Here is a 21,259-nt window from a genome sequence, read left to right as displayed (position 1 = left end):
CCGACTGTAACCCACTACCCCGCTATATCTCGAAGGCGCTGCGGTAGGGACCTTTTGGATTTGTACGGACCGAGCACCGCCGCGCCGAGCGGTTTCGAGAGCAAGCGTCGCGCGACCGCGTTGACCTCGTCGAGGGTGACGGCGTCGATCTGCTCGAGCGTCTGGGCAATGCTGCGGTGCGTCCCGAAGTTGAGTTCACTGCGCCCGATCCGGTGCATCCGGGAACTCGAGTCCTCCAAGCCCAGCACGAGCCCGCCACGCAACGACCCCTTGGCGATCGCGCACTCCGATGAGGTGATGCCGTCACGCGCCACGTCGGCGAGCACGTCGGTGGCCAAGCGCACCACCTCGTCGAAACGCTCCGGCAAACAGGCCGCGTACACCGAGAAGGCGCCGGCGTCGGAGAACGTGTCCACACTCGAATACACCGAATAGGCCAGCCCTCGACTCTCCCGGATCTCCTGGAAGAGTCGCGAGCTCAGCCCGCCGCCGATCGCGGTGTTCAGCACCGACAGGGCCCAGCGATGCTGCCAGTAGCGGCCCGGACTGCGCACACCTGCCAACAGGTGACTCTGCTCGGCATCCCGGCTGACGAGTTCCAGCGAGGGCGCCCCCGGTACCCGTCCGGTGCCCTTTCGGTGCGGGGCCGGGGCGCGGCCACGCGACAGTCGCGGGCCGAAGTACTCCTTGGCCAGTCCGACGATGTGGTCATGCTCGACGTTGCCGGCCACCGCCAGCACCATCCGTTCCGGCGTGTAGCGCCGCATGTGGAACGAGTGCAGCTGGGTGCGTGTCATGGCCGAGATCGAATCGACGGTGCCGATCACCGGTCTGCCGACCGGGTGATTGCCGAACATGGCGGACAGGAACACATCGCCCAGCGTGTCCTCGGGGTCGTCGTCGCGCATCGCGATCTCCTCGAGGACGACATCGCGCTCCACCTCGACGTCCTCGGTGGCGCAGCGACCCCGCAGGACCACGTCGGCCACCAGATCTACCGCCAGCTCCACGTGGGAATCGAGCACATGGGCGTAGTAGCAGGTGTGCTCGCGCGCGGTGAACGCATTGAGTTCACCACCCACCGCGTCGACGGCCTGCGCTATCTGCACCGCCGACCTGGTGGGCGTGGACTTGAACAGCAGATGCTCAAGGAAGTGCGCCGCACCGGCCACCGTGGCGCCCTCGTCGCGCGAACCGACACCGACCCAGACCCCCACCGACGCCGAGTGCACCGCCGGAAGGTGCTCGGTGACCACCCGTAGGCCGCCGGGTAGGTCTGTTCGGCGCACTGCCGTCGACATCGGCGCTCCTCTCTGCGGCGACCCATGTTGCCGTATGCATGTCGGGCACCGACACGCGGCCCACCCGACCGGTGTCCCGTGCTCGGAGAACTCCCCCAGAAACGGGACATGCCCCGATGCCGTGTGGGCAACGGGGCATGTCCGTCGGAACTAAGCCGTCGGAACTAAGCCGTCGAAACTACGCTTCCGCGCCGGCGGGCTCGGCCGCCGCGGTCTCCGCAGCAGCACCCGAGGTCTCCTCGTCGACCAGCACGAGCGAGATCTTGCCGCGATTGTCGATATCGGCGATCTCGACACGCATCTTGTCACCGACCTTGGCGACATCCTCGACCTTGGCGATCCGCTTGCCGCGGCCCAGCTTGCTGATGTGCACCAGCCCGTCACGACCCGGCAACAGCGAGACGAACGCCCCGAAATCGGTGGTCTTGACCACCGTTCCCAGGAACCGCTCCCCCACCTTGGGCAGCTGCGGGTTGGCGATGGCATTGATCTTGTCGATCGCGGCCTGCGCGGCCTCGCCATTGCTGGCGCCGACGAACACGGTGCCGTCGTCCTCGATGGAGATCGACGCGCCGGTCTCCTCGGTGATCGAGTTGATCATCTTGCCCTTGGGCCCGATGACCTCACCGATCTTGTCCACCGGCACCTTGATGGTGGTGATGCGCGGCGCGAACGGGCTCATCTCGTCAGGCTCGTCGATGGCCTCCGCCATGACCTCCAGGATGGTGATCCGTGCGTCCTTGGCCTGGGCCAGCGCACCGGCCAGCACCTTGGACGGGATGCCGTCGAGCTTGGTGTCCAACTGTAGGGCCGTCACGAAGTCCTTGGTGCCGGCGCACTTGAAGTCCATGTCGCCGAAGGCATCCTCGGCGCCGAGGATATCGGTCAGGGTGACGAACTTGCGCTCCCCATCCACATCGTCGGAGACCAGACCCATGGCGATGCCGGCGACCGGCGCCTTGAGCGGCACGCCGGCGTTCAGCAGCGACAGGGTCGAGGCACACACCGAACCCATCGAGGTGGAACCGTTGGAGCCCAACGCTTCCGAGACCTGGCGGATGGCGTACGGGAACTCCTCGACGCTGGGCAGCACCGGCACCAGGGCACGCTCAGCGAGCGCACCGTGGCCGATCTCACGGCGCTTGGGCGAGCCGACGCGGCCGGTCTCACCGGTCGAGAACGGCGGGAAGTTGTAGTGGTGCATGTAGCGCTTGGAGGTCTCGGGCCCCAGCGAGTCGATCTGCTGGGCCATCTTGACCATGTCGAGGGTGGTGACACCCATGATCTGGGTCTCGCCGCGCTCGAACAGTGCGCTGCCGTGCGCCCGCGGAATGATCGCAACCTCGGCGGACAGGGCGCGGATATCGGTGACGCCACGACCGTCGATCCGGAAGTGATCGGTCAGGATGCGTTGCCGCACAAGCTTCTTCGTCAGCGAGCGGTAGGCCGCACCGATCTCCTTCTCGCGGCCCTCGAACTGACCGGCCAGCCGCTCTAGCACCTCACCCTTGATCTCATCGGTGCGGTCATCGCGCTCGGCCTTACCCGCGATGGTGAGCGCCTGCGAGAGCGCCTCGGTGGCTACCGCGGCGACCTGCTCGTAGACATCGGCCTGGTAGTCCGGGAACAACGGGTACTCCACGGTCGCCTTACCCGCGGCGGCGTGCAACTCCTCCTGCGCGGTGCACAGCGCGGCGATGAACGGCTTGGCCGCCTCCAGGCCCTCGGCCACGACGGCCTCGGTGGGGGCACCGGCGCCGCCGGCGATGAGCTCGATGACCTTCTCGGTGGCCTCGGCCTCGACCATCATGATGGCGACGTCGTCGCCGGCCTTACGACCCGCGACCACCATGTCGAAGACGGCGTCCTCGAGCTGCTCGACAGTCGGGAACGCCACCCACTGGCCGTTGATGAGCGCGACGCGCACGCCACCGACCGGGCCGGAGAACGGCAGGCCGGAAATCTGGGTGGACGCCGACGCGGCGTTGATGGCCAGCACGTCGTAGAGATCCTTGGGATCCAGGCTGAGCACGGTCACCACGACCTGAATCTCGTTGCGTAGACCCGAGACGAAGGTCGGGCGCAGCGGCCGGTCGATCAGACGACAGGTCAGGATCGCATCGGTGGAGGGCCGTCCCTCGCGACGGAAGAACGAACCGGGGATCCGGCCCGCGGCATACATCCGCTCCTCGACGTCGATGGTCAGCGGGAAGAAGTCGAAATGATCCTTCGGCGACTTGCTGGCGGTGGTGGCGCTCAGCAGCATCGTCTCTTCGTCGAGATAAGCGACGACGGAGCCGGCGGCCTGACGGGCCAGGCGGCCGGTCTCGAAGCGGATGGTCCGGGTGCCGAAGCTCCCGTTGTCGATGACGGCGGTGGATTCGAACACGCCCTCGTCGGTCTCAACTGCAGACATTGCAGCCTTTCTGGGTATTCAGCTGTTTTGCGCGTGCACGCGTCAGCGGTCCCCTGGAATCGGCTACGGCCGTCGATCGAAGCGGCCGGGGTTCGAACACCCCGGCAGCCACTACCGAAGACCGCCCGAACAGGCGGGCACTGCTGTGACGCGCAGGGACGGTGCGCGCGGAACTGCGCGAACCGCACCTTGTTGCTCGGGCCTGCTCATGAACACATGTGGCCCAAAACATCTTCATGCTACACCGGCGGGTGATGGCCGCCTTCAGGTGACGTCATCGACGCAGACGGTGAACTCCCGTTGGTCATAGGCATAGCCCATGCCGCTGCGGCACTGGTCGACATTGGCCACGTCGTGCAGGATCTCGGTGGCCCGCTGCCGGTTCGGCTGCGTGGTGTCGGCGCAGTCCACCCGCATCGGATCGCGGCCGTTGTCGGGGTCGACGCTCATGCACTGTCCGACAACCCAATCGACATCCATACAGATGGTGTTGGTGGTGTCGCTGAAGGTGTTGCGCGTGGAGTAGTAGGAATCCACATCGGTTGGGCAACCGTCACTCGACGTCGCGGTGGCCACGACCTTGAACGTCGAATCCGCGCTTCCACATGCGGCCTTGACTGCATCCGGTCGATCGGGGGTACCGACCACCTTCAGACAGTCGCCGACCTGTAGAGCCGCGGCGGCGGCCGATGAGCAGCCGGTAAGTCCCCCCAACACGCACCCGAGGGTGCAGATCGCGGCCAGGGCCGCGGCCCTGAGCGTCAGCGGCGCAGGCCGAGGCGCTCGATCAGCGAGCGGTAGCGCTCGACGTCGACCTGTGCGACGTACTTGAGCAACCGACGCCGACGACCGACCAGCAGCAGCAGCCCCCGCCGCGAGTGGTGATCGTGCTTGTGCTGCTTGAGGTGTTCGGTCAGATCCTGGATCCGCTTGGTCAGCAGTGCGACCTGGGCCTCCGGCGAGCCGGTATCGGTGTCATGCAGACCGTACTGGCCGAGGATTTCCTTCTTCTGTTCGGCAGTGAGCGCCACGAAACAACTCCATCAAAAAGGTCCGCGAGGAACATCTGAGGCGCGGCCGCCGCGAACTGCAGCACACGCTGGGTCGGGACGGAATACTAACAGGATCTCAGCCCGCAGCGAGAATCGAGCGCGCCCGCTCGGTGTCGACACCCATCTGACGCACCAGATCCTCGACCGAATCGAACTTTTCCTGACCGCGGATGCGCGCGATGAAATCGACGGCCACATGCTGGCCGTACAGGTCGGCCTCGGCGTCGAGGACGAACGCCTCCACGGTCCGGGTTCGCCCGGAGAATGTCGGGTTGGTGCCCACCGACACCGCGGCCTGACAGCGCTCGCCGGGGGTCACCGTGCCGACCACCGGCCCGTGTCCCAGCACGGTGAACCAGGCCGCGTAAACGCCGTCGGCAGGGATCGCCGAATGCATCGGCGGGGCGACGTTCGCCGTCGGGAAGCCCAGGCCCCGACCGCGGCCGTCACCGCGCACCACGACACCCTCGACGCGATGCGGCCGGCCCAGCGCCTCCGCGGCGGCGACGACATCACCGGCGTCCACGCAGGAGCGGATGTAGGTCGACGAGAACGTGACCGACTCGTCGCGAGCGAATTCCTCGGATACCAGCCTCATCCCCTCGACGGCGAATCCGAAACGCTCGCCGGCCTTGCGCAGCAGGTCCACATTGCCTGCCGCTTTCCGACCGAAGGTGAAGTTCTCCCCCACCACGACCTCGACCACGTGCAGGCTTTCGACGAGGAGTTCGTGGATGTAGCGCTCGGGGGTGAGCTTCATGAAATCCGCTGTGAACGGCATCACCAGAAAGACGTCGACACCGGTTTCCTCGACGAGTTCGGCCCGTCGAGCCAGAGTGGTGAGCTGCGCCGGATGGCTTCCGGGAAACACGACTTCCATGGGGTGCGGGTCGAACGTCATCAGCACGGTGGGAACCCCGCGCGACCGGCCGGATTTCACGGCTCGATTGATCAGCTCGGCATGGCCACGGTGAACACCGTCGAACACGCCGATCGTCAGGACACACCGGCCCCAGTCCGTCGGGATGTCGTCCCGGCCCCGCCACCGCTGCACAGCCGCCAGCCTACGGCGCGGGTGCCGGCGCCGTCTGTCTGGGATACCCGCAACAGGCGAAGATTGCCTAAACTCGGTGACCGTGGACTCCAACAGCGACCCGCAGGAACTGACGACGGTTGCGCAGGATTACCTCAAAGTCATCTGGACGGCCCAGGAGTGGTCACCGGACAAGGTAAGTACGAAACTGCTGGCCGAACGCATCGGGGTGTCGGCGAGCACGGCGTCGGAGTCCATCCGCAAGCTGGCCGATCAGGGACTGGTCGATCACGCCAAGTACGGCGCGGTGACACTCACCGAGGCAGGCCGCAGGGCCGCTTTGGCCATGGTCCGCCGGCATCGACTGATGGAGACCTTCCTGGTGCGCGAACTGGGCTACGGCTGGGACGAGGTGCACGACGAGGCCGAGATCCTCGAACACGCGGTATCGGACCGAATGCTCGACCGCATCGACGCCAAACTCGGGTTTCCCACCCGCGACCCGCACGGTGATCCGATACCCGCACCGGACGGTCGGGTTCCCACGCCACCGGCTCGCCAACTCTCGGTGTGCGCAGACGGCGAGGACGGCACCGTGGCACGTATCTCGGATGCCGACCCCGAGATGTTGCGCTATTTCGACAGCGTGGGCATCACCTTGGATTCCCGGCTGCAGGTGGTGGCACGCCGAGACTTCGCCGGAATGATCTCGGTGGCTGTGCAGGCACCGTCGAGCGACGCCGACACCGCCGTCACCGTGGACCTGGGAAGCCCTGCAGCAGAAGCGATCTGGGTGGTCTAGCGCACCGCCCGCAAGCGCGGGGCGGTGCCGCCGTCGACCGGCACGGCATCGGTGGCCGAATGCACCAGCCGCAACACGCGCGGTTTCGGGGCGGCCTGCGTACCGGCACACGCCAAGAGGTTCTGCACGCTCAGTTCGAGCTGCTCGGCCCCATCGCGCTCGATGGCCGTGATCAGCGGAGCGGTCAACAGGTCACCGGTGACCTCGCTGGTGACCGTCAGCTGTGAGTCGCCCTCGGCGGCGTTGATCAGGACGGTGAACCGGGTGCGCAGGCCGGCCGCACCGGTACCGACGAGCACCAGGGTGCCCGGTGCGATCGCCGACTCGACCGTCCACTCCACCGTCCCCGACACTCCCAGCATCAGCGTCTCGGCGGTCATCCGGGCGCCGGGAACGAAGCCGGCTCGCGGCTGGCCGATCCAGCGCTGATGAACGGTCAGCCAGTCCGACCAGGTGCGCGGGTCAGACAGAACCGCCCACAGCGCGGCCGGAGCGATCGGCAGGTCGACCGTGTGGGTCACATGGCCGACGCGGGCTTCCCGCCCACCATGCGCCCATGCGGGCTGGTAGGTGAACAGCGGATGGTCGCAAACCGGTGCGTGCTCGCTCATAACTTTTTCAACGCCCGGACGGCGCAGAAAGTTCACAGGAAACCTGGGATTTGGCTAATAAAAACCGCCCCTGGTTAGGGAAAACCTGATAAACGGCCCACACGTTTCACACACCGCTGCCCGGGGTAATCAGCGTCTCTGCCCAGAGGTCGCCGAAACCCTCAGGACAACGCTCAGGACAAGGTGGCCGGGCGCAGCACGACCACCGGGGCGGTGCGCGACGCACCGTCCTTCAACAGAGCGATCACGCGGCCGTCGGGTGCGACCGCCGCATAGACACCGTCGATACCTGCCGCGTCCAGAGGTCGGCCGTGGCTGGTGTCGACCGCCTCCTTCTCGGTGAGATCGCGCCGAGCAAACCCCTGCAGACAGGCCTGGTCGAGGCTGTAGGACAGCCGGGCCGCCTCGGCGAGGTCATCGAGGGTCCGGGCCTGCTGTAGGTCATACCGCCCGACCGCGGTACGCCGCAACGCCGTGAGGTGCCCGCCGACCTGCAGGTCGGCGCCCACGTCGCGCGCCAGCGCCCGGATGTAGGTGCCCGAGGAACAGTCCACCTCGACGTCGACATCGGTGAACCCGCCGCCCCTGCGCGCGGCGATCACCTCGAATCGGGAGATGCGCACGGGCCGGGCGGGTAGGTCGACGGCTCGACCCTCCCGTGCCAGCTTGTAGGACCGCTCGCCGGCGACCTTGATCGCGCTGACCGCGGACGGCACCTGCTCGATATCGCCGCGCAACCGCGCCAACGCCTCTTCGATCTGCGCGTCGGTGACATGCTCGGCGGGCACCGTCTGCAGCACCGCACCTTCGGCGTCCTCGGTAGAGGTCGTCTGACCGAGCCGGATGGTGGCGGCATACGACTTGTCCGTCCCGGTGATGAGCCCGAGGATCTTGGTGGCCCGCTCGATCCCGATGACCAGCACCCCGGTGGCCATCGGATCCAGCGTGCCGGCGTGGCCCACCTTGCGGGTCCCGAACAGCCTGCGGCAGCGGCCGACAACGTCATGGCTGGTCATCCCGGCCGGCTTGTCGACGATCACCAGGCCGGCAGCAGGAACATGTTTGCTCACAACGTGATCGCCGTCAGCGCGATACCACCGGCCACCGACCACCGCCCGTCCAACGCGTTCAACGGCGGGCCGTGATCGGCGGCGGGGTCGATCAGGATGGTCGACCGAAATGTCCCGGCGGTGCCGGTGCCGTCGATGGTGAACGTGATGTGGGCATCCTCGAATCCCAGCCATCGATGCGTCAGCGGATACCACGCCTTATAGGTGGCCTCCTTGGCACAGAACAGAATTCGATCCCAATGCAACTCTGCGGGAAGCGCCGAGATCTGGTGCCGTTCGACGGGCAGACTGATGGCCTCGAGCACGCCGTTGGGCAACACACCGTGTGGCTCGGCATCGATACCGACCGACCGTACCTGCCCCTGCCTGCCGACAACGGCACCGCGGAACCCATCACAGTGGGTGAGGCTGCCGACGACCCCATCGGGCCAGCACGGTTCGCCCTTGTCGCCCTTGAGGATCGGCACCGGTGGCACGCCGATCTCACCCAACGCAATCCGGGCGCAGTGGCGCACGGTGACAAACTCGTTGCGACGCTTGGCCACCGACCGCGCCACCAGCGGCGCCTCCTCCGGCAGCGGTGTCAGATCCGGCGGATCATCGTACATCTCGGCGGTCGAGACCTGCTCGGGGACGACGGCGGGCAGTAGCATCTATTTACTCCTGCGCGAGGCTATCCGGTCCTGCATCTTCTGTGCGTTCTCCCGCATCTCGTCGGTGATCTCGAAATGGCCGCCGAAGTCGTTGAGGTAGCCGGGCGGATACTTCGGGTCCGGAAGGATCTGCCGTAGCCAGCGATATGGCTTGCGGTGGCGCCATTCTCGGGGGTATCCGACCGACACCTCCTCGAATCGCACGTCGTCGTACCAGGTGGTGCGCGGGATGTGCAGATGGCCGTACACGGAACAGATGGCGTTGTAACGGGTATGCCAATCCCGGGTCGCGGTGGTCCCGCACCATAGTGCGAACTCGGGGTAGAACAGCGCGTCGCACGGCTCGCGCACCATCGGAAAATGGTTCACCAGCACGGTCGGCGTCATCCAGTCGAGTTCCTCGAGCCGCTTGCGGGTGTAGGCAACCCGGTCGCGGCACCACGCATCGCGGGTGGCGTAGGGCTCGGCCGAGAGCAGGTACTCGTCGGTGCCGACGATATTGCGCTCCTTGGCCAGCGCCAGCCCCTCGGCCTTGGTGCCGGTGCCCGCCGGCAGGAACGAATAGTCGTAGAGCAGGAACATCGGCACGATCGTGGCCGGACCGCCCTGCTCGTTCCACACCGGGAACGGATGCTCGGGAGTGACGATCCCCATCTGATCGCACATGTCGACGAGATAGTCGTAGCGGGCACGACCGAATATCTGCATGGGGTCGCGCGTGGTGGTCCACAGTTCGTGATTCCCCGGCACCCAGATGACCTTGGCGAACCTCTTACGCAGCAGGTCCAGCGCCCAGCGAATTTCGTCGGTGCGCTCGCCGACGTCGCCCGCGACGATCAGCCAGTCATCGGGACTGGACGGATACAGCGACTCGGTCACCGGCTTGTTGCCGGTGTGCCCGGTGTGCAGGTCACTGATCGCCCACAACACCGGTTCACGGGACGGCTTCGAAACAGGCGAGGACACAGCGGTCCAGCGTACTTGCCGGGCCGCGACGCCCCCGAGATGCCCGAACCCCGGCAACTAGAACCTGTTCTCGTTTAGACTCCCCGCAGGGTTCGTGCGGACCCTCGGGTCGGATGACGATGTATGGGGGTTCGATGGGTGCCAAGCTGCGCCTGCTGTCGGCGTTGAGCGCGCTCGTCGCGGCGGTGATCGTCGTGTGGCAGACCAACCCGGCCGGCACGCCAGCCACGGTGAGCGTCGATGACCTGCCGATGACCAACGTGTCGACCACGATCAAATGGCCGGTCATCGAGACGACCGATCCGCGGCCGTTCGACCCCTGTGAAGACATCCCGATCGATGTGGTGCAGCGCATCGGCCTGGCCTTCACCCCGCCGACACCCGAGGACGGGCTGCGCTGCAAATACGATGCCGGCAACTATCAGATGGCCGTCGAGGCCTTCGTATGGCGCACCTACGAGGCAACGCTGCCCCCCGATGCGGTCGAACTCGACATCGCCGGGCACCGGGCCGCCCAGTTCTGGATCATGAAGCCGACCGACTGGAATGACCGCTGGTGGGTGACCTGCATGATCGCCTTCAAGACCAGCTACGGCGTCCTGCAGCAGTCGGTGTTCTACTCCCCGATCCATTCCCCAGACCGGCCGGATTGTCTGCAGGTCAATCTGCAGCGCGCCAACGAGTTGGCGCCGTACTACAAGTTCTGAGACCACCTCTGGAGACGCACGTAGTGTTCGTCAGGTGAGCTCACGACTGTCCCGTCATGCCCGGCAGGCCTTGAGCCGAGTCCTGGATGTCCCCGCGCCCAGCACCGACTTCGTCGTCCACAGGGGGCTGCGGGTGCCGATGCGCGACGGTGTCGAGCTGCTGGCCGACCATTACCAACCGCTGACCCCGACTCCGGCGGGCACGCTGCTGGTCCGAGCGCCCTACGGCAGACGCTTCCCCTTCACCCTGTCGTTCGGCAGTGTCTACGCCAGCCGCGGATATCACGTCATCTTCCAGAGCGTGCGCGGCACATTCGGTTCCGGCGGCGAGTTCACGCCGATGGTCAACGAGATCGCCGACGGCGCCGACACGGTGGCCTGGCTACGGGACCAGCCCTGGTTCACCGGCACCTTCGCCACCGTCGGGTTGTCCTATCTCGGCTTCACCCAGTGGGCGCTGCTGGTCGACCCGCCCGCCGAGCTCGCCGCGGCGATCATCACCGTCGGGCCGCACGATTTCGCCGAGTCGTCATGGGGCACCGGCGCGTTCTCCCTCAACGACTTCCTCGGCTGGAGCGATATGGTCGCCCACCAGGAGGAACCCGGTTTGGTGCGGACACTTGCGCGGCAGGCGACCGCGGGCCGGCGGGTCGCGACGGCGGCACTGGATCTTCCGCTGAGCACGGGAGGGCGCACGCTGCTCGGCGACGGTGCGCCATGGTATGAGTCCTGGCTGCGGCCACCGCAAGACGATCCCGAGCACTGGCAACGCCTGGCCGCCACCGCCGCCCTGGACCGCACGGACGTACCGGTGCTGTTGTTCAGCGGATGGCAGGACCTTTTCCTGGAGCAGACGCTGGCCCAGTACCGGCGGCTGCGCGACCGCGGCGTCGAGACGGCGCTGACCGTCGGGTCGTGGACACACACCCAGGTGATGACCCGCGGGGGTGCCACTGTCCTGCGCGAGACGCTGGACTGGTTGAGCACGCACCTGGGCGGCGCGCCGACGACACGTCGCCACCCCGTGCGTATCCACATTCATCGGGCCGCCGGGGACGGATGGGTCGAGCTCGATGATTGGCCGCCGGCCACGGCGCACCACACGCTGTATCCGCGAGCCGATGGTGCGCTGGCAGGCACCCCGGCAGGCGGGCACCTGATGTTCACCTATCAGCCGGCTGACCCGACGCCCACCATCGGCGGCCGGCTACTGTCGCCCGACGGTGGTTACCGAGACGACTCCGAGCTGGCCGACCGGGCCGATGTGCTCGCATTCACCGGCGATCCGCTGCCTGCCGACCTCTATGTCGTCGGCGGTCCCGTCGTGGAACTCATCCACCATTGCGACAACCCGCACCACGATGTGTTCGTTCGGATCAGCGAGGTGGACAGCAAGGGCCGGTCCCGCAACGTCAGCGACGGATTCCGAAGGTATACGGGCGATTCCACCTCGGAGCCGATCCGCATCGGCCTGGATGCGGTCGCGCACCGGTTCGCCGCGGGGTCACGGATCCGGCTGCTGGTGGCCGGCGGGTCGCATCCGCGCTACGCCCGCAATCTGGGCACCGGCGAGTCGGCGGTGTCCGGTACGGCGATGCGTCCGGCCACGCATACCGTCACCTTCGGCGAGGGGACCCGGGTGGTCCTGCCCGCCGGCAGCCAGGCGCCGTCAGCCCACTGAGTCGCGCACCCGGGCGCCGATGGCTGTCAGCGTCCGAAGATCGTGAACCGGTGCGGCGTAACGACTTTCCGAGACCGGCAGGGTCACCCAGCTGGCACAGCCGCGATACTGCGGGGTGCGCTCCAGTCGCACGGGTTCGACCAGCGGCCGGGCCTGCACCACCAGCACCGTCAGTCGGTGCCGCGGGCGGAAGTCCAGCCGGTCGGCACGCACGGACTCCGCGGTCCAGATGTGCAGATCGGAGATGTCGCCGATCCGTTCGGGACGGTTGACCTCCACCGCGGCGACCACTTTTGCTCCGGCACGGAGCAGCACCGCATCCTCGGTGCTGTCCGCCGAGCCGGACAGTGTGTCGCGGTGTTCGGGACGCACCCGCCCGGCGTGGCTGTGCGCGACCGTGGGGAACAGCAGGAATTCCGCGGCGCTGACCTCGAAACGCTTCTCATGGATACCGCCCTTGCGCAGCAACACGGTCTGCCGTCCGTCCAGCAGGGCATGCACCGCCGCGCCCCACTCCTTGAGCGCCGGTGTGCTCACAGACCGAGCCGCGCTCGCACCTCGGGGCGGCGCAGCGGCGGCACGGTTTTCGGCGGCTGGCGTCGCGGCGGCAACTGCGCGAGCAGGCGTTCGGTGGTGGCGGTGACCTCGGCGACGGCCGCCTCGAACGCGTCGACATTCGCCGCGGTCGGGCGGGTGACCCCGCTGATCTTGCGGATGTACTGGCGGGCGGCGGCCTCGATCTCCTCAGGCGTCGCCGCCGGCTCCAGCCCGCGCAACTCGGTGATATTTCGGCACATCACTCCACGATAGGCCCGCCCGCACGGCCGCGACAGAGGTCGATACGGTGGGCGAATGACCGACTCGCCCGTCCTGCTGATCGACACCACCAACCGGGTCCGCACCCTGACCTTCAACCGACCGCAGGCGCGCAATGCCCTCTCGGCGCGGTTGCGCGACGAGTTCATCGCCGCCCTGCGCGCCGCCGAGAGCGATGACGCCGTGGACGTGGTCATCCTGACCGGCGCCGACCCGGTGTTCTGTGCCGGCTTGGATCTCAAGGAACTCGGCGACACCACCGAACTACCGGACATCTCCCCGAAATGGCCGCCGATGAGCAAGCCCGTCATCGGCGCCATCAATGGCGCGGCCGTCACCGGCGGGTTGGAGATGGCACTGTACTGCGATGTGCTGATCGCCTCGGAGCGGGCCAAGTTCGCCGACACCCACGCTCGCGTCGGGCTGTTGCCGACATGGGGACTCTCGGTGCGGCTGCCGCAGAAGGTCGGCGTCGGCATGGCCCGACGGATGAGCCTGACCGGTGACTATCTCTCGGCCGAGGAGGCGCTGCGCGCCGGGCTGGTGACCGAGGTGGTGCCACACGACGAGTTGCTGCCCACCGCACGGCGGATCGCGACGACCATCGTCGGCAACAACCAGAAGGCCGTGCGCGCGCTGCTGGAGTCCTACCACCGCATCGATGCCGAACAGACGCAGGCCGGGCTGTGGATCGAGGCCGAAGCGGCGCGAGCGTGGATGGCCACCGCGACCGGGGACGATATCGCCGCCAGTCGCAGTTCGGTGATCGAGCGCGGTCGCACCCAGGTGTAGCCGCGCACCGACGACCCACACAACCTCGCTTTGCTCATATGAGCAAAGATATGCGCATACGTTGACGTAACCTCGCGGCAATTCCTACGGTGATGGACGTCACGCGCTTCGACGCCGAAGCGCACGTAAGGAGTTGCAATGAGGTTCGCAAAGGTCGTCACCGGATTCGCGATCTCGGCCGCTGTGGCGATCGGCGCCACCGCGTGCTCGATGCCCGGCGAGAACGGATCCGCCAACAATGCCGCCACCGCCGACGGCGCGGTCGTCATCGGTTTCAGCCAAGCCACCCAACAAAGCCCGTTCTATGTGGCACTCTCCGATGCCGCCCGGCAGACCGCCGAGAGCGACGGCAACGAGTTCTACTTCGCCGACGCCAATGGTGATGTCACCAAGCAGAACAACGATGTGCAGGACCTCATCACCCGCGGCATCAATGTGCTGGTGATCAACCCGGTCGACCCCAAGGGCATCGCACCGTCACTGGCGGCCGCCGACGCCGCCGGCATCAAGGTCGTGACCGTCGACCGACCGGTGGAGTCCGGTGCGGCTGCCTTCGTCGGCCGCGACAACAAGGCCATGGGCCAGATCGTCGGCGAGGCCGCGGTGGCCGCACTCGGCCCGGCCGGCGGCAAGATCATCGAGATCCAGGGTGATGCCGGCGGCGCGGTGGCGCGCGATCGGCACGACGGCTTCGCCGCCGCCGTGGCCGCGCAACCCAACATCACCGTGGTTCCCGGCCCCTACAGCGACTACATCCGCGCCAATGCCGTCACCGCCATGCAGGATCTGCTGCAGGCCCATCCCGATCTCAAGGCCGTCTACGCGCAGAACGACGATATGGCCCTCGGCGCCCTGCAGGTGCTCGCCGAGAACAACCGTGCCGACGTCAAGGTGTTCGGTGTCGACGGCCTGATGGAGGCCGTCCGGGCCATCGCCGACGGCAACGAATACGTCGCCACCGCGCTCAATGACCCCAATGCCGAGGGCGCGCTGGCCGTGCAGACCGCCGTCAAGGTGGCCCGCGGTGAGACGGTTGACGAGTTCATCGACGCCGGAACGGGTTTGGTCGACAAGTCCAATGCCGCATCGCTGATCGGTGACACCACCTTCGCCAAGGCGCCGCAGCCGCCGGCCTGACACCCCCACGCTTTCGAATCGCGAAACATCAAGAGAGAGAAGTCATGACAACCGAAGCACCGGCGCGCGACCTGACGCCCGAGCAGAACATTCCGCAGACTATGACGGCCGCCGTCATGCACGCCCCCGGCGACATCAGGGTCGAGGAGGTCGCGACGCCCCGGCCCGGGCCCGGCCAGGTGCTGCTGAAGATCGCCGCGTGCGGTGTCTGCGGTTCCGACATCCCGCGGATGTTGCGCAACGGTGGCTACATCATGCCGATCATCTGCGGTCACGAGTTCTCCGGCTGGGTGGTCGAACTCGGCGAGGGTGTGACCGGATTCGAACTGGGTGAACTGGTGTCGGTGCCGCCGCTGATCCCTTGCCGCAATTGCGAGTTCTGCCTCAAGGGCGCGTTCGGGCTGTGCGAGAACTACGACTACTTCGGCAGTCGCTGCGACGGTGCGTACGCCCAATACGCGGTGTCACCGGTGGGCAATCTGCTGAAGCTGCCCGCCGGTATCGACCCGCGCGCCGCGGCCATGCTGGACCCGGCAGCCATCGCTCTGCACGGTCTGTGGAAGACCGGACTGCGGGCCGGGCACCGGGTGCTGGTGATCGGTGCAGGCCCCATCGGTCTGTTCGGTGTCCAGTGGGCGCGATTGCACGGTGCGACCGAGGTGGTCGCCGTCGACCTCAGCGAGGAGAAGGCGGCGATGGCCCGCCAGGCCGGTGCCGATCACGCCGTCCAGGGTGTCGAGGAGGCCCGCGCGCTGGGTGGCCGCGGGTTCGACATCGTCCTGGAATCGGCAGGCGTGCCGGCGACCGCCGACATGGCGGCCAATCTGACCGGTCCGCACGGGCACGCCGTGTTCATCGGTATCCCACACGCACCGGTGCCGCTGGGCAAAGAGACCTTCAACCAGTTCATGCGCCTTGAGGCCACCCTGCACGGGTCATGGAACTCGTTCTCCGCGCCATTCCCCGGCGACGAATGGCGGACATCGGCGAAGATGATGTCGACCGGCCAACTCGAGTGGGAGTTCATGATCACTCACGAGCTGCCACTATCGGCACTTCCGCAGACGATGCATCAACTCGGTGAGCGCTCGATCTTCTCCTCGAAGGTTCTCTTCCTGCCCAACGAGGACTGATCATGGGGATTCTGTTGTCGATCGACCTGGGCACCGAGGGTGCCCGGGTCGGCGCCTTCACTGAGGACGGTCGGGTGCTGGGCACCGCGCACCGACCGTATGGCACCCGGTTTCCGCGACCCGGCTGGGCCGAACAGGACCCCCGCGACTGGTGGGCGGCGCTGACCGCTGCCGGCCGAGAGTTGTTGAGCAGCGACGCATGTCGCGGGGCCGGTGCGGTGGTCGCCATCGCCGCATCCACCACGGCCTCGACCGTCGCGGTGCTCGACGACGCGGGCGAACCGTTACGGCCCGCCATCCTGTGGATGGATTGCCGCAGCGGCGCCGAGTCTGCACGCACCGCCGAGCTCGTCGACGAGCACCCCATCCTGAAATGGTCGGGGGGCTCCGATGCCGCGGAATGGCTGGTGCCCAAGGCGATGTGGCTGCACACCCACGAGCCGGACATCTACCGTTCGGCGGCACGCATCGTCGAGGCCGTCGATTACGTCATCTTCCGGCTCACCGGCGAATGGGTCGGCTCGCAGATGAACGCGGTGTGCAAGTACAACTACGACACCCTGACCGGTCGATTCCCCGACGAGTTGTACAGCGCCCTCGGCGTGCCGGACCTGACTGCCAAGCTTCCCGACCGCATCGTCGCCGTCGGTGGTACCGCCGGACCGCTGCATCCCGCGGCCGCAGCCGATCTCGGGATCACCGGCACCCCCGTGGTCGCCGTCGGCGGAATCGACGCGCACGTCTCACTACTGGCCTGCGGAGCCGAACTGGACGGACTGGTCTCACTGGTATCCGGTACCTCCTCGGCGATCATCGCCGAGATCGACGACCCGACCGACACCCGCGAGATCTGGGGCCCGTACCCGCGCGCGCTGCACCAGGACAAATGGCTTGTCGAGGGTGGTCAGGTCGCCAGCGGCTCGGTGCTCAAATGGGCGGGCGAATCGATCATGGGCGTTGCGCGCCAGGACCTTCCGGCGTTGATCGACGAGGCGGCCGCGGTCGACCCGGCGGGCCACGGGCTGCACGCACTGGACTACTTCATGGGCAACCGCACGCCCTACCGCGAGCCCCGCCTACGCGGGACGGTGGTGGGTCTGTCCCTGGGCACCACCAAGGCCGAGCTCTACCGGGCAATGGTCGAAGCCGTTGCCTGCGGCACCCGCAGCGTCATCGACTCCTTCGAAAGGGCCGGGGTGTCCTGCGAGCGACTGGTGTTCTCCGGCGGTATCGAACGCAACACGCTGTGGCAACAGGTCACCGTCGACGTGCTGGGCCGTCCCGCCGAACTGGTGGTCGGTGAAAACCTCACGCTGCGCGCCTGCGCGGTGATCGCCGCGACCGCCGCCGGCGTCACCGGATCGCTGGACGAGGGCTCGGCGCTGTTCGCGCCCACAGTGCGGGTACTCGAACCCGAGCCTGCACGGATCCCGGTGTATGAGAACACCTTCGCCGAGTACCAGCGACTCACCGAGATCATGGCGCCGTTCATGCGCGACAGTGCCGAGGCACTGACCGCGCGCACTGCCGCCACGACGGACCGGATGGGCTCCTGATGGCGCGCCCGACCGAACCCAAAGCCAGTGGACCCAGCCACACCCAATTGATGCTGCACGTCGCGCAGAGCTACTACGAACAAGGCCGCACCCAGGAAGACATCGGCAGGGAATTGCACCTCACCCGCTGGAAGATCGGTCGTCTGCTCGACGAGGCCCGCGAGGTGGGCATCGTGCAGATCAAGATCGTGCACCCGCAGGCTCGGCGCACCCCGCTCGAGGTGAGCATGCGAAGCGAGTTCGGGCTGCGTGAGTGCATCGTGGTGCCCGGACCGGAGAACCCCGGCTCCGACGACCACATCGCCGCCGCCGCAGCGGGTTACCTGAAGGCCAACGCAGGGTGGATCACCACGCTGGCGGTCTCCTGGGGCAATACCCTGCAGCATGTGGCTGCAGTGCTGCCGGCCGGGTGGACCAGCAATATCGAGGTCATCCAGGCCAACGGCGGGGTCAGTCGGTCGGTGCGGCCCACCACGGCGGCCAACATCGCCACCAGCATCGCACACAGCGGCAACGGCCGGGCCACCCTGCTACCGGTGCCCGCCATCGTCGAGCGCATCGAGACCCGGGATGCGTTGTACGCCGAGGGATTCGTCGTCGACGTGCTCGAAGGTGCCCGGCAGGCCGATGCGCTGCTGTTCTCGCTCGGCGCTTCCGGGCCCACCTCGGTGCTCGTCGAGTCCGGTGCCGTCACCCCCACCGAACTACGGGAACTGGACGCGGCGGGTGCCTGTGGTGACGTGCTGGCCCACTTCCTGACCACCGACGGGCAGATCGCCCATCCCGGTATCGACAGCAGGACGGTCGGGCTGGGACTCGATGATGTCCGCAACGCCAACTGCGCGATCGCCGTCGCTGCCGGACCGGCGAAGGTGCCGATGGTCCGGGCGGCACTGCGCAGTGGGCTGTGTTCGGTGCTGATCACCGATGAACCCACCGCGACAGCAGTTCTGGAGCAGGCCGCCAAGGCTGGAGGCATGGCATGACCTATCTCGATTCGACCTCACCGTCGCCGGCGACAGGCCCCCTGCCACACCGGGCGAATCGACCCACCGCGCTGCGGATGACCGGCATCGTCAAGTCGTTCCCGGGCACCAAGGCATGCAATGGCGCCAACCTGGAGGTCGCCGAGGGCGAGGTGCACTGCCTGCTCGGCGAGAACGGCGCCGGCAAGTCCACGATGATGAAGATCCTGTCCGGTTCCTACACACCGGATTCGGGGACGATCACCCTGGGCGGGCAGCCCGTGTCGTTCGGTTCCCCCATCGACGGGGTGCGCGCCGGCATCAACACCATCTACCAGGAGCTCGACCTGGTGCCGGATATGACGGTGTCGCAAAACCTGTTCCTGGGCCACGAGCCGCGCCGTGGCCCGTTCGTCGATCGCAAGGAGCGTGACCGGCGGGCGGCCGCGGCGATCGCGCGGGTCGGTGGCACGTTCGCACCGACGGCCGTCGTGGGTGAATTGTCGGTATCGGACCAACAACTCACCGCGATCGCCAAGGCGCTCACCACCGAGGCGCGCATCGTCATCATGGACGAGCCCAGCGCCACCCTGACCGATCATGACCTCGCGGCCGTCTTCACGGTGATCCGCGAACTGACCGCCGAGGGCAAATCGGTCATTTACATCTCCCACCGGCTCGACGAGATCAAGGCGATCGGCGACCGCGCCACCGTGATGCGCGACGGCACCACCGTCGGCGTCTTCGATATCGCTTCGGTGTCCAAGGATGAGTTGGTGGAGGCCATGATCGGCCGTGCCGTGCAGGCGCGACCACCGCGGCAGCCACGCTCGGTGGCCGGCGCTCCCCTGCTGCACGTGCGCCGCTCCACCATCGACGGTGTCATCGACATCCGTGACGTCACCGTCAACCGCGGCGAGATCATCGGCTTGGCAGGGCTGGGCGGGGCCGGTCGATCGACCCTGCTGGCCACCATCTTCGGTGACCGCAAGGCCACGCTGGACATGACGTTCAACGATCGCCACATCACCGCGCTGACACCGCGGTCGGCGGTCGGCCGCGGAATCGGGCTGGTGCCCGAGGACCGCAAACGCCAGGGCCTGTTCCTGGAGCAGTCGATCCTGCGCAACGCCGCTATCGCCGCGCTGCAACCGCGGCGGATCAACCCGATGGCCCGGGCCCGCGAAGTGTGTGGTCCGCCGTTGGAGCGTCTCGGTGTGAAGTTCGCCAGCGTCGAGCAGCCCGTCGGGCAGCTGTCCGGCGGTAACCAGCAGAAGGTGGTGCTGGCCAAGTGGATTGCCCGTGGCATCGACCTGCTGCTGCTCGACGAACCGACCCGCGGGTTGGACATCGGCGCCAAGGCCGACCTTTTCGAACAGGTCCAGGCGCTGGCCGAGACCGGCGTCGGTGTCGTGATGGCCTCCAGCGAACTGAGCGAGCTCACCGAGAACTGTCACCGCATCTGGGTCCTGCACGAGGGACGCAACATCGCGCAGTTCGAGCCCGCCACCACCCCTTCAGCGGACATCGCCCGCTGCATCGTCACCGGAAGAACGAAGACTGACAATGACTGACCTGATGGATCGGCCCGCCGACTCGGCTGCGGGCACAACGAAATCGAGCCGCCGCGCCGTCTTCATGCGGTTCAACCTGCTGTTCATCTTCATCGCGTTGTTCGTGGTGGCCTCGGTGTCCGCACCGCAGTTCCTCACCCCGCAGAACATGGCGAACCTGCTACAGCAGTCCAGCCTGACCGGCATCGTCGCGATCGGGATGACAGTGGTGATCCTGACCTCGGGCATCGACCTGTCGGTCGGCAGCGTCGCCGCGCTGTCGGGCATGCTGGTCGCCATCTTCATCGGGATGGGTCTGCCCTGGCCGATCGCGATGGCGCTGGCGATCGCCTCCGGGCTGGTGCTCGGCGGTGTGATGGGTGGCCTGAGCGCCTATCTGGTGCTGCCGGCCTTCATGGTCACCCTGGCCGGTATGCAGAGCATCCGCGGTCTGACGTATCTGACCACCAACGGCACGCCGACCACCGCGGAGATCCCGATGGGTCTGCGCTTCCTCGGCGCAGGGTCGATCGCCGGCATCCCGGTCGTCGGGATCATCTTCGTGGCGACCACGATCATCGTGGGACTCGTGCTGCGCCGCACCACCTTCGGCGAACACATCTACGCCGTGGGCAGCAACGCCCAGGCCGCCCGGCTGTCCGGTCTGCCCGTGCAACGGATCACCACCATGGCCTACGTGATCAGCGGTGGCCTGGCCGCACTGACCGGGGTGCTGCTCACCGCGCGGCTCACCATCGGCCAGCCGACCGCCAACGCCGGCCTGGAACTCGATGCGATCGCCGCGGTCGTGCTCGGCGGCACCAGCCTGTTCGGCGGCAAGGGTGGTGTGCTGGGCACCTTCATCGCCGTACTGTTGCTGTCGGTGCTGCGCAACCTGTTCAACCTGCTGGGACTCAGCTCGTTCTTCCAGATGCTGGTCACCGGCCTCATCCTGATCGCGGCGCTGATCATGAACTATCTGCTGGACCGCCAGTCCAAGAGCGCCGCCTGATTT

21 protein-coding genes are annotated in these 21,259 nt (G+C 67.1%); 10 read left to right on the top strand and 11 right to left on the bottom strand.

All coding sequences use genetic code 11. From position 1 onward, the window contains the following. Positions 1 to 14: 14 nt before the first annotated feature. The 5 genes from PGN27_RS24375 to PGN27_RS24355 all read right to left on the bottom strand — a co-directional run bounded on the left by PGN27_RS24375 (position 15) and on the right by PGN27_RS24355 (position 5,823). On the bottom strand, positions 15 to 1,301 hold the full coding sequence (locus PGN27_RS24375) for a M16 family metallopeptidase (RefSeq protein ID WP_335328423.1): 1,287 nt from the start codon (positions 1,299 to 1,301) through the stop codon (positions 15 to 17). Positions 1,302 to 1,479: 178 nt separating this feature from the next. Next, on the bottom strand, positions 1,480 to 3,717 hold the full coding sequence (locus tag PGN27_RS24370) for a polyribonucleotide nucleotidyltransferase (protein WP_335328421.1): 2,238 nt from the start codon (positions 3,715 to 3,717) through the stop codon (positions 1,480 to 1,482). Positions 3,718 to 3,981: 264 nt separating this feature from the next. Continuing rightward, positions 3,982 to 4,434, bottom strand: coding sequence for an LppU family putative lipoprotein (gene lppU / locus PGN27_RS24365; RefSeq protein ID WP_335328420.1), 453 nt, complete (start codon positions 4,432 to 4,434; stop codon positions 3,982 to 3,984). A 44-nt stretch (positions 4,435 to 4,478) separates the two neighbouring features. Further along, positions 4,479 to 4,748, bottom strand: a complete 270-nt coding sequence (rpsO, locus tag PGN27_RS24360; RefSeq protein ID WP_030135021.1) for a 30S ribosomal protein S15 — start codon at positions 4,746 to 4,748, stop codon at positions 4,479 to 4,481. A 97-nt stretch (positions 4,749 to 4,845) separates the two neighbouring features. Continuing rightward, a complete protein-coding gene (locus tag PGN27_RS24355; RefSeq protein WP_335328419.1) occupies positions 4,846 to 5,823 on the bottom strand; it encodes a bifunctional riboflavin kinase/FAD synthetase in 978 nt (325 codons plus the stop codon). Positions 5,824 to 5,899: 76 nt separating this feature from the next. Here PGN27_RS24355 and mntR point away from each other — a divergent pair, with 76 nt between their 5' ends. Further along, positions 5,900 to 6,604, top strand: a complete 705-nt coding sequence (mntR, locus tag PGN27_RS24350; protein ID WP_418888641.1) for a manganese-binding transcriptional regulator MntR — start codon at positions 5,900 to 5,902, stop codon at positions 6,602 to 6,604. Here mntR and PGN27_RS24345 read toward each other — a convergent pair. The 4 genes from PGN27_RS24345 to PGN27_RS24330 all read right to left on the bottom strand — a co-directional run bounded on the left by PGN27_RS24345 (position 6,601) and on the right by PGN27_RS24330 (position 9,904). After that, positions 6,601 to 7,215, bottom strand: a complete 615-nt coding sequence (locus PGN27_RS24345; protein WP_335328417.1) for a type II toxin-antitoxin system Rv0910 family toxin — start codon at positions 7,213 to 7,215, stop codon at positions 6,601 to 6,603. The genes mntR and PGN27_RS24345 overlap by 4 nt on opposite strands. 173 nt (positions 7,216 to 7,388) lie before the next feature. Continuing rightward, entirely contained in the window at positions 7,389 to 8,285 is an 897-nt protein-coding gene (gene truB, locus PGN27_RS24340; protein WP_335328416.1) for a tRNA pseudouridine(55) synthase TruB, read from the bottom strand. Continuing rightward, positions 8,282 to 8,938 carry a 4'-phosphopantetheinyl transferase PptT gene (gene pptT / locus PGN27_RS24335; protein WP_335328415.1) on the bottom strand — a complete coding sequence of 219 codons (657 nt, stop codon included), beginning with the start codon at positions 8,936 to 8,938 and terminating at the stop codon, positions 8,282 to 8,284. Before pptT ends, truB begins: the two co-directional genes overlap by 4 nt. Further along, positions 8,939 to 9,904, bottom strand: a complete 966-nt coding sequence (locus PGN27_RS24330; protein ID WP_335328414.1) for an ACP phosphodiesterase PptH — start codon at positions 9,902 to 9,904, stop codon at positions 8,939 to 8,941. It lies immediately after the preceding gene. A 134-nt stretch (positions 9,905 to 10,038) separates the two neighbouring features. On the opposite strand from PGN27_RS24330, the gene PGN27_RS24325 reads away from it, so the two are divergent. Both PGN27_RS24325 and PGN27_RS24320 read left to right on the top strand, forming a co-directional pair. Next, entirely contained in the window at positions 10,039 to 10,611 is a 573-nt protein-coding gene (locus tag PGN27_RS24325) for a DUF3558 domain-containing protein (protein ID WP_335328846.1), read from the top strand. A 34-nt stretch (positions 10,612 to 10,645) separates the two neighbouring features. Further along, positions 10,646 to 12,292, top strand: coding sequence for a CocE/NonD family hydrolase (locus PGN27_RS24320; RefSeq protein WP_335328413.1), 1,647 nt, complete (start codon positions 10,646 to 10,648; stop codon positions 12,290 to 12,292). Here PGN27_RS24320 and PGN27_RS24315 read toward each other — a convergent pair. Together PGN27_RS24315 and PGN27_RS24310 are read right to left on the bottom strand one after the other, a co-directional pair. Next, the gene (locus PGN27_RS24315) at positions 12,281 to 12,829 is read right to left on the bottom strand and encodes a DUF1802 family protein (protein ID WP_335328412.1); all 549 of its coding nucleotides are present in this window, start codon (positions 12,827 to 12,829) and stop codon (positions 12,281 to 12,283) included. The genes PGN27_RS24320 and PGN27_RS24315 overlap by 12 nt on opposite strands. Further along, positions 12,826 to 13,089, bottom strand: a complete 264-nt coding sequence (locus PGN27_RS24310; protein ID WP_335328411.1) for a DUF2277 domain-containing protein — start codon at positions 13,087 to 13,089, stop codon at positions 12,826 to 12,828. Before PGN27_RS24310 ends, PGN27_RS24315 begins: the two co-directional genes overlap by 4 nt. Positions 13,090 to 13,144: 55 nt before the next feature. On the opposite strand from PGN27_RS24310, the gene PGN27_RS24305 reads away from it, so the two are divergent. The 7 genes from PGN27_RS24305 to PGN27_RS24275 all read left to right on the top strand — a co-directional run bounded on the left by PGN27_RS24305 (position 13,145) and on the right by PGN27_RS24275 (position 21,256). Continuing rightward, positions 13,145 to 13,900, top strand: a complete 756-nt coding sequence (locus tag PGN27_RS24305) for an enoyl-CoA hydratase (RefSeq protein WP_335328410.1) — start codon at positions 13,145 to 13,147, stop codon at positions 13,898 to 13,900. A gap of 138 nt (positions 13,901 to 14,038) precedes the next feature. Continuing rightward, positions 14,039 to 15,037, top strand: coding sequence for a substrate-binding domain-containing protein (locus tag PGN27_RS24300; RefSeq protein ID WP_335328409.1), 999 nt, complete (start codon positions 14,039 to 14,041; stop codon positions 15,035 to 15,037). A 44-nt stretch (positions 15,038 to 15,081) separates the two neighbouring features. Beyond that, on the top strand, positions 15,082 to 16,170 hold the full coding sequence (locus PGN27_RS24295) for a galactitol-1-phosphate 5-dehydrogenase (RefSeq protein ID WP_335328408.1): 1,089 nt from the start codon (positions 15,082 to 15,084) through the stop codon (positions 16,168 to 16,170). A 2-nt stretch (positions 16,171 to 16,172) separates the two neighbouring features. After that, the gene (locus PGN27_RS24290; protein WP_335328407.1) at positions 16,173 to 17,726 is read left to right on the top strand and encodes an FGGY-family carbohydrate kinase; all 1,554 of its coding nucleotides are present in this window, start codon (positions 16,173 to 16,175) and stop codon (positions 17,724 to 17,726) included. After that, entirely contained in the window at positions 17,726 to 18,712 is a 987-nt protein-coding gene (locus PGN27_RS24285) for a sugar-binding transcriptional regulator (RefSeq protein WP_335328406.1), read from the top strand. The genes PGN27_RS24290 and PGN27_RS24285 overlap by 1 nt, the downstream gene beginning before the upstream one ends. Further along, positions 18,709 to 20,265: a sugar ABC transporter ATP-binding protein gene (locus PGN27_RS24280; RefSeq protein WP_335328405.1), complete on the top strand. Its 1,557-nt coding sequence runs from the start codon at positions 18,709 to 18,711 to the stop codon at positions 20,263 to 20,265. Before PGN27_RS24285 ends, PGN27_RS24280 begins: the two co-directional genes overlap by 4 nt. Further along, a complete protein-coding gene (locus tag PGN27_RS24275; RefSeq protein ID WP_335328404.1) occupies positions 20,258 to 21,256 on the top strand; it encodes an ABC transporter permease in 999 nt (332 codons plus the stop codon). The genes PGN27_RS24280 and PGN27_RS24275 overlap by 8 nt, the downstream gene beginning before the upstream one ends. The last annotated feature ends 3 nt before the right edge of the window (positions 21,257 to 21,259 follow it).

Source organism: Mycolicibacterium neoaurum (assembly GCF_036946495.1).
Classification (GTDB): Bacteria; Actinomycetota; Actinomycetes; order Mycobacteriales; family Mycobacteriaceae; genus Mycobacterium; species Mycobacterium neoaurum_B.
Note: the sequence above shows the minus strand (reverse complement) of the source record. Positions and strands in the feature narration are given on the sequence as shown.